We start from the raw sequence: 8,072 nt of genomic DNA on the forward strand, positions 1-8,072 counted from the left end.
GCTCGGATTACGGTGATGGTGTGGACGGCGCTCGCCGTCCACACCATCACCGTAGTTCGTAATTGTCACCGTAGTTACAGCGCCCATTACAAAGGTTTAATCGGGACGATCGCATCCGTCCGAACCGCCTGCCGCCTCCTCGTAACTGAGCGCGCCATGCGGCTTCGCGAGGGGTTCGGGCAAGGCCCCGTTACCGGGAATTAACTGGCTCTCGCGGCGGCCGCACGACATCTCGCGCTCGGAACGGGAGACGCACCGATGTCGCTGGCCCTGGCCACGCTGCTCTACGAATGGAGGCGCTATACGGCGGCCGTGGTGGCGCTGGCGTTCTCTGGCCTGCTGATCCTGGCGCAGGTGGGCATGTTCACCGGCATCGTCCGGGCGATCACCGCCTCGATCGACCGCAGCCGCGCCGACCTGATGATCCTTGCCCCGAAGAACGAGAGCCTGATCAATTCCGGGCCCGATGGCCTGCCCGAACGCATCCAGCCGCTGATCTACCTGAACCCGCAGGTGGTCGAGGTCGAGAGCCTCGACGGCGACGGCGCGCGCTGGGTCAACACGCCCGCGCCGGGCAAGAAGACCGTCACCACCTTCGTCAACACCTTCGACGTCGATCCGCGGCCGGGCGCGGTGACCCTGCCCCTGGACTATCCGGAATCGGTCCGGCTGGCCCTGCTAGAGCCCTATGCCGTGGTGATCGACAAGTCGGCGCAGAAGACGCTGGGGACCCACCTGGGCGCCACGGCCACGCTGAATGGCAAGACGGTGCATGTGCGCGCGCTGCTGGAGACCTATCCGAACGTCAACCAGCCCACGGTCTACATGTCGCGCGACACCATGCGGCTTCTGGGCATGGGCCCCAAGAACGGCAAGACCGGCCCCTTGATGGTGCGGCTGCGCGATCCCTCCCAGGTTCAGCAGGTGGTCGATCAGCTGAACGCCACGTCCAAGGGCGCCTACAAGGCCTGGACCAAGGGCGATCTGGCCAAGGCCAACGAGACCGCGCTGATGAGCGAACAGATCATCGGCATCTTCCTCAGTTTCTCGGTCTTCCTGGGCTTCCTGATCGGCGTCGGCATCACCTCCCAGACCCTGCGCGGCGCGATCCTGGCCAGCATCAAGGAGTTCGCCAGCCTGCGGGCGCTGGGCGTGTCCATGGGCTCGCTGCGCTGGATCATCCTGGAGCTGTCGGTGTGGGTCGGCCTCGCCGGCCTGATCGCCACGGCGGTGTTCACCTGGCTCGTCTACCTGCTGGGCCAGAGCGGCGGCCTGCCGATGGGCTTTCCGGCCGCCTGGGTCATCGGCGTCGCCACCCTGCTCGTGGTCATTTCCATCGCCTCGGGACTGCTGTCCCTCGGCATCCTGAAGAAAAGCCAACCCGCGGACCTGCTGCGATGAACGCCCAACACGCCCACAGCGCTCCCGCCCCCCGTGCGCCAGCGATCGTGGCTCACGGTTTGACCAAGCGATTCAAGACCGGGCGCACCCACATCGAGGTGCTGAAGTCGGTGGACTTCGAGGCCCTGCACGGCGACGTCACCATGGTCATGGGGCCGTCAGGCTCGGGCAAATCGACCCTGGTCGCCGCGCTCTCCGGCCTGCTGCGGCCCGACGCCGGATCGGTCAGCGCCCTGGGCGAGGACCTGTGGAGCTATCGGCCGGGCAAGATCGACCGCTTCCGGCTCGACCACTGCGGCTTCATTTTCCAGGGCTTCAACCTGTTCCCGGCGCTCACCGCGCTCCAGCAGGTCGAGATCATTCTGAAATACAAGGGTTTCTCTCGCGCCGACGCGCGCGACAAGGCGGCCACAGCGCTGACCGAGGTCGGCCTTGAGATGCGCATGAACCAGCGCCCCTCCGAGCTCTCCGGCGGCGAGAAACAGCGGGTCGCCCGCGCCCGGGCGCGGGCCAAGGACCCCACGCAGCTGATAGCCGCTGAACCAACCACCCCCCAGGACGGCGAGAGCGGCCAGGTGGTGATCAAGCTGCTGCAGCGGGCGGCCAAGTCGTTCGGGGCCGCGGTGGTCTGCGTCACCCACGACCCGCGGCTGGAGAGCTACGCCGACCGCATCATCCACATCGAGGACGGCCAGATCCTCAGCGACCGGCGCGTCGTTCCCACCGTGAGCGGCGCGACAGGGGCGCCCAGCGGGCACAGCCATCACCAGCCCGTTCTTGTCGGGGCCTAAGGACCAACGTCATGCTCGCTCTCGCCCGTAACCGCATCGTCTGGCTCGTCGCCGTCCTGATCGTCATCTTGGGCGGCGGGGGCCTGTTCCTGTCCGGCCAGGCCCGGGCCAGGAAGGCCCAGGAGGCCAAGATCGCCGCGGCCACGGCGCCGAAGAGCCCCTATGTCGCCATCGCCAACGGCAAGGCCGACGTCGAGGGCGGGGTGATCCAGGTCGCCGCGCGCACCTCCGGCATCGTCCGCGACGTGCTGGTGCAGGAAGGCGAGGCGGTGACCAAGGGCCAGGTGCTGGCGCGCCTGGAGGACGAGGAGCCGCGGCTGCGGGCCCAGAGCGCGGCGGCCGACATGCGCCAGGCCCAGGCGCAGATCCCCGTCCTGCAGGTGCAGCTGTCCACCGCGCGGCGTGAACTGGCCAGGCTGCAGGCCCTGGTCGCGTCCAATTTCGTGGCCGGCCAGAAAATCGACCAGGCGCAGGACGCCGTCCGCCAGGCCCAGGCCGGGATCGAGGCTCAGAACGCCGCCGTCGGCGCGGCCCAGGCCCGGCTGAGCCAGGCGCGCTACAACCAGGAACTGACCATCATCCGCGCGCCCGCCGACGGACGGATCGTGCGCCGCTACGCCAACCCCGGCGCCGGCGCCTCGACGCTGAACGTCTCCAACATGTTCGACCTTGAGCCCCGGGCCGACCGCATCGTCCGCGCCGAGATCGCCGAGAGCGCGCTGCCCTTCGTCACGATCGGCCAGGCCGTGCAGCTGTCGCCGGAGGCCGACCCGGCCAAGGTGATCGCCGGCAAGGTGCTGCGCCGCGCCGCGGTGTTCGGCGCGCGTAAGCTGCAGTCCGACGACCCCACCGAACGCAGCGACGAACGCGTGGTCGAGGTGGTGGTGTCCACGCAAGGCGCCCCGTTCCTGATCGGCCAGCGGGTGCTGGTGAAATTCCTGCGCACCCAGCAGCAGGCCCAGGCGCTGACCGCCGCGGCGGGCTGAGCCAAAGCGCGGTTGACGCGCCCGGCCTCACCCCGCACAAGGCCCGCCGAATTCGGCAATGCGCGCAGAGAGGATTTTCCCATGGCGGACCTTCGCTTCGACGGCAAAGTGGCCATCGTCACCGGCGCGGGCGGGGGCCTGGGCCGCCAGCACGCCCTGGAGCTCGCCCGGCGTGGCGCGCGCGTGGTGGTCAACGATCTGGGCGGCTCGATGGACGGGTCCGGCGGCGGATCCGACGCGGCCAACGCCGTGGTCGACGAGATCAAGGCCCTCGGCGGCGAGGCGATCGCCAACGGCAGCTCGGTCACCGACGACGCCGGCGTGGCCCTGATGGTCAAGCACGCCATGGACGCCTGGGGCCGCATCGACGTCCTGGTCGCCAACGCCGGCGTGCTGCGGGACAAGTCCTTCTCCAAGATGGAGATCGCCGACTTCGAGTTCGTGCTTGGCGTCCACCTGATGGGCACGGTCAAGCCCGCCAAGGCGGTCTGGGAGATCATGAAGGACCAGAATTATGGCCGCATCGTCTGCACGACGTCGTCGTCGGGCCTCTACGGCAATTTCGGCCAGTCGAACTATGGCGCGGCCAAGCTGGGCATCATCGGCTTGATGAACACGCTGAAGCTCGAGGGCCAGAAGAACAACATCCACGTCAACGCCATCGCCCCGGTCGCCGCAACCCGGATGACCGAGAACCTGATGCCGCCGGAAATCCTGGCCAAGCTGAAGCCCGAATATGTGACGCCCGGCGTGGTGTTCCTGTGCTCCGAAGAGGCGCCCACCGGCTGCATCCTGACCGCCGGCGCCGGCGTCTTCGCGCTCGCCCACATCGTCGAGACCGAGGGCGTCTACCTGGGCGAGGGCGGCCTGTCGGTGGAGGAAGTGCGCGACAACTGGGCCCGGATCACCGACCCGGCCGGCCAGCAGCCCTACAACGCCGGGGGCGAGCAGTCCGGCAAGGTGTTCCGCAAGATGCAGGGCGGCTGACGGCGACGCAAACGGCGCCGGCGACCCGCATTACGCCGAATCCACTTGCCCTTCCTCGGGGCCTCAAGCCTATCCTTGCCGCGTGAGCGCGCCCGCCTGAGGTGCGACGTGGCGCGGAGGACCAGGATTTGTCGCAGGCCAAGGGTCCGCCCGCCGGGCAGTTGTCGCTGCTCGCGGTTCTCACGTTCGCCTGCGCCTACCTCCCCTATTCGGCCCTGGTCACCTCGGTCGCGGTGCAGGTTCCCCGGTTTTTCGCCGGCCACATCGGCCTGGGCCTGGCGGTGGGGGGCATTTTCGGCCTGGTGCGGCTGATCGACATCCCGCTCGACCCGGCGCTCGGGCTTCTGATGGACCGCACCCGCTCGCGGATCGGCCGCTACCGGCCCTGGATGCTGCTGGGCGCGCCGGTGCTGATGCTGGCGATCCATCGGCTCTATCAGGCGCCGGTCGGCGTCGGCGGCGGCTATCTGCTGATCTGGCTCCTGATCATGTACCTGGGCATGTCGCTGCTGCTGCTGGCGGCCAATTCCTGGGCCTCGACGCTGGCGGCGACCTACAGCCAGCGGTCGCGGATCTTCGGCGCGATGGCGGGCCTGGGAACCCTGGGCTCGGTGGCCATCCTGGTGATCCCCATCGTCGTCGCCCAGCGGCACGGCACGGACGCGCAAGGGGTCCAGGCGGTGGGCTGGTTCCTGTTCGGCCTGTCGCCCGTGGCGATCGTCATCGCGGCGCTGCCCACGCCCGAGCCGCTCAACAAGCTCGCGACGGCGCACAATTTCCGGCTGGCCGATTACGGCGCCCTGCTGGTCCGTCCGAACATCCTGCGCCTGGTGGCCGCCGATTTCCTGGTGACGCTGGGCCCCGGCTGGATGGCGGCCCTCTATCTGTTCTTCTTCAAGGACAGCCGAGGGTTCACCACGACCGCGGCCAATGCGCTGCTGGTGATCTATATCGCCGCGGCCCTGCTGGGCGCGCCGGCGACCGCCTGGCTGGCCAATCGGATCAGCAAGCATCGCGCCCTGGCCGTGACCACCACCGGCTATTCGCTGATGCTGATCGTCATCTTCGTCTCGCCCAAGGCGAACTTCGCCATCGCCGCCCCGGCCATGCTGCTCGCTGGCGCGCTGGCCGCCGGCACGGTGGTGATGATCCGCTCGATCACCGCCGACATCGGCGACGAGATCCGACTGGAGAAGGGTCGCCACGAGATCGGCCTGCTCTACGCCCTGACCAGCGCCACCACCAAGGCGGCCAGCGCCCTGGCCATCACGCTGACCTTCTGGGTGCTGAGCGTGGTGGGCTACAATCCCGTCGAGGGCGCGGCGAACGGGCCCGATCAGATCCGCGGCCTGGAACTGGCCTATGCCTGGGGCCCGATCATCTTCGTGATGCTCGGCGGCGCCTGTTTCATCGGCTACAAGCTCTCAGCCGAGCGCCACGCCGAGATCCGCCGCGAGCTTGACGCGCGCGACGCCCTGGAGGCCGAAGCCACATTGGCCGCCGCCCTCACCGGCAGCGAAGCCTGAGCCGCCGCGCAGCAAAGCCCTTGCGCACGGGACGTCCAGACGCTCCCCTGTCGCCATAAGCGCCCCCCAGAGGGCGACCTAGTGATATTGGGAGACGCCTTGTGACCTCAGCCTCCACGGCCCCCGCGGGCCGCCTGCCCCTGCCCCGCGTCCTGGCCTTCGCCACCGGCAGCATCCCGGTCTACATGCTGCTCCTGGTCCTGGGGACCTACATCACGCCGTTCTACGCCGGCACGGTCGGCATCAAGCTGGCGGTGCTTGGGGCGACGCTCAGTTCCCTTCGCCTGATCGACGTGGGCTTCGACTTCGTCCTGGGCTGGCTGATGGATCGCTTCGAGACGCCCATCGGCCGCTTCAAGCCTTGGTTCGTGCTGTCGTTGCCCGTGTTCATTCTTGGCGTCTACAAGCTGCTCAACCCGCCGGCCGGCGCCGGCCTTGAGCACCTGGTCCCTTGGCTGCTGGTCTGCTACCTCGCCTACTCCCTGCTGGGCCTTTCCCACGCCGCCTGGGGCGCGAACCTGGCCGGCGACTACAAGGAACGGTCGCGGATTTTTGGCTGGACCCAGGGCGTCGCGGTCATCGGCTCGGTGAGCCTGCTGCTCGCGCCCATTCTGTCCCACGGCGCCATCAAGCCCGGCGACGGCGACTCCATGCCCAAGCTCGCCTGGATCCTGATCGTGGTGGCGGTGATCACCATTCCGATCAATGCGCTGTTCACGCCCGAACGCGTGGTGCGGGACATCAGGCGAGAGCGCTCAGGACTCAAGGACCTGGCGGCGATCTTCACCACCGGGTCGATGTCCCGCCTGGTGCTGGCCGATCTCCTGCTGACGCTGGGCGCCAATACGACCGCCCCGATGTACGTGTTCTTTTTCCACACCGCCAAGGGGTTCGAGATCAGCCAGGTGAGCTACCTGCTGATCCCCTACATCGGCGCCGGGATCATCGGCGCGCCGATCTGGGCCCACATCGCCGACCGGGTCGGGAAGCATCGCGCGATCCAGATCGCCTGTCTGGCCTATGGCGTCACCCAGTCGATCCTCATGGCCATCCCGGCAGGCCTGCTGGCGGCCACCGCCGTCGGCATGTTCGCCGTCGGCTTTTCGGCCAGCGCCTTCATTCCGATGATGCGCGCCATGGTCGGCGACGTCACCGACGAGCTGCGTCTGTCGACCGGCAAGGAGCGGGCCGGGGTGCTCTATTCTCTGGTGATCCTGGTGCAGAAGATCGGCACCTCGGTCACCGCCATTATCGTGCTGCCGATCCTGCAATACGTGGGCTTCAATCCCAAACCGCACGCCTTCAATACGCCCGAAGCCATCTTCGGACTGCAGATGTGCTATCTGTTCGCGCCCGTGATCTTCGTGCTCATCGGAGCGACCGTGTTCTTCGGCTACAAGCTGACGCCGCAAAGGCACAGCGAGATCAAGGCGGCTCTCGACGCGCGCGAGCGCGTCTCGCTCGCATCGTCGGAGGAAAGCCTGCTGGGTTCGGCGGAAGCCCCGCCCGCCCCGGCCGAATAGATCAGGCCAGCCGCCTGGCCATCTCGATGAACACCTGGGCCGCGGCGCTCTGTGGCGCCGTGGCGACCAACGGCGCGCCATCGTCGCAGGCCTGGCGCAGGGCCACGTCGATCGCCACCTGACCGAGCAGCGGCGCGCCCAGGGCCTGCGCCTCCCGGGCCGCGCCGCCCTCGCCGAAGATCGGGATGCGGGTCCCCGTCGCGGGGTCGGCGAACCAGGCCATGTTCTCCACCACGCCGAGGATCGAGGCGCCGGTCTTGCGGAACATGGTGGCCGCGCGGCGCGCATCGATCAGGGCGATTTCCTGCGGCGTCGAGACGATCACCACCCCGTCGAGTTGCAGCCGCTGCACCAGGGTCAGCTGAATGTCGCCGGTGCCCGGGGGCAGGTCGATGACCAGCACGTCCAGCGGATCGTCCTTTGTGCCCCAGACGCTGTTGATCAGGGTGCGCAGCGCCGACGACGCCATCGGGCCGCGCCAGATATTAGCCGCCCCATCCTCGACGATGAAGCCGATCGACATCACCTTGACGCCCCAGGCGATCAGCGGGATCAGCCGCTTTTCGGCGTCGAACTCGGGCTCGTCCTTGATGCCCATCATGTGCGGCGCCGAGGGGCCATAGATGTCGGCGTCCAGCAGGCCCGCCTTCAGGCCGAGGTGGGCGAAGGCCGCGGCCAGGTTCACCGCCACGGTCGACTTGCCGACCCCGCCCTTGCCGCTGGCGATGGCGATCACCTTGCCGACGAAGGGCGGGCGTTCGGCCTCGGTCATCGGCGAGAGCCTGGCCTGCGGGTCCTCCTGCACCCGCGCGGTCGGGCGGCGCGGCGTGACCTTCAGGTTCATCTGCGGGCCGGCGC

The 8,072-nt window shown here is 68.5% G+C and carries 7 protein-coding genes; 6 read left to right on the forward strand and 1 reads right to left on the reverse strand.

Going from position 1 to position 8,072, the window contains the following annotated elements; translation table 11 throughout:
- Positions 1 to 258 precede the first annotated feature (258 nt).
- The 6 genes from RMN86_RS15725 to RMN86_RS15750 all read left to right on the forward strand — a co-directional run bounded on the left by RMN86_RS15725 (position 259) and on the right by RMN86_RS15750 (position 7,214).
- Positions 259 to 1,401 (forward strand): ABC transporter permease, encoded by a 1,143-nt coding sequence (locus tag RMN86_RS15725; protein WP_309606799.1) that lies wholly within the window; start codon positions 259 to 261, stop codon positions 1,399 to 1,401.
- The gene (locus tag RMN86_RS15730) at positions 1,398 to 2,192 is read left to right on the forward strand and encodes an ABC transporter ATP-binding protein (protein WP_309606800.1); all 795 of its coding nucleotides are present in this window, start codon (positions 1,398 to 1,400) and stop codon (positions 2,190 to 2,192) included. The genes RMN86_RS15725 and RMN86_RS15730 overlap by 4 nt, the downstream gene beginning before the upstream one ends.
- An 11-nt stretch (positions 2,193 to 2,203) precedes the next feature.
- Positions 2,204 to 3,178, forward strand: a complete 975-nt coding sequence (locus RMN86_RS15735; protein ID WP_309606801.1) for an HlyD family efflux transporter periplasmic adaptor subunit — start codon at positions 2,204 to 2,206, stop codon at positions 3,176 to 3,178.
- 81 nt (positions 3,179 to 3,259) lie between these two features.
- Positions 3,260 to 4,165, forward strand: a complete 906-nt coding sequence (locus RMN86_RS15740) for an SDR family NAD(P)-dependent oxidoreductase (protein WP_309606802.1) — start codon at positions 3,260 to 3,262, stop codon at positions 4,163 to 4,165.
- Between the two features lie 128 nt (positions 4,166 to 4,293).
- Complete coding sequence (locus tag RMN86_RS15745) at positions 4,294 to 5,691, forward strand: MFS transporter (RefSeq protein ID WP_309606803.1); 1,398 nt, start codon at positions 4,294 to 4,296, stop codon at positions 5,689 to 5,691.
- Positions 5,692 to 5,792: 101 nt separating this feature from the next.
- Positions 5,793 to 7,214 carry an MFS transporter gene (locus RMN86_RS15750; protein WP_309606804.1) on the forward strand — a complete coding sequence of 474 codons (1,422 nt, stop codon included), beginning with the start codon at positions 5,793 to 5,795 and terminating at the stop codon, positions 7,212 to 7,214.
- A 1-nt stretch (position 7,215) separates the two neighbouring features.
- Here the strand turns inward: RMN86_RS15750 and RMN86_RS15755 are convergent.
- A partial coding sequence (locus tag RMN86_RS15755; RefSeq protein WP_309606805.1) for an Mrp/NBP35 family ATP-binding protein occupies positions 7,216 to 8,072 on the reverse strand: 857 nt, incomplete at its 5' end.

The sequence above is a fragment of the Phenylobacterium sp. genome, assembly GCF_031360265.1.
Classification (GTDB): domain Bacteria; phylum Pseudomonadota; class Alphaproteobacteria; order Caulobacterales; family Caulobacteraceae; genus Phenylobacterium.

Excerpts from the sequence above, each read along its gene's own strand:
- RMN86_RS15735 (WP_309606801.1), top strand. The coding sequence starts at position 2,204 with ATGCTCGCTCTCGCCCGTAACCGCATCGTCTGGCTCGTCGCCGTCCTG.
- RMN86_RS15740 (WP_309606802.1), top strand. The coding sequence starts at position 3,260 with ATGGCGGACCTTCGCTTCGACGGCAAAGTGGCCATCGTCACCGGCGCG.
- RMN86_RS15725 (WP_309606799.1), top strand. The coding sequence starts at position 259 with ATGTCGCTGGCCCTGGCCACGCTGCTCTACGAATGGAGGCGCTATACG.
- RMN86_RS15730 (WP_309606800.1), top strand. The coding sequence starts at position 1,398 with ATGAACGCCCAACACGCCCACAGCGCTCCCGCCCCCCGTGCGCCAGCG.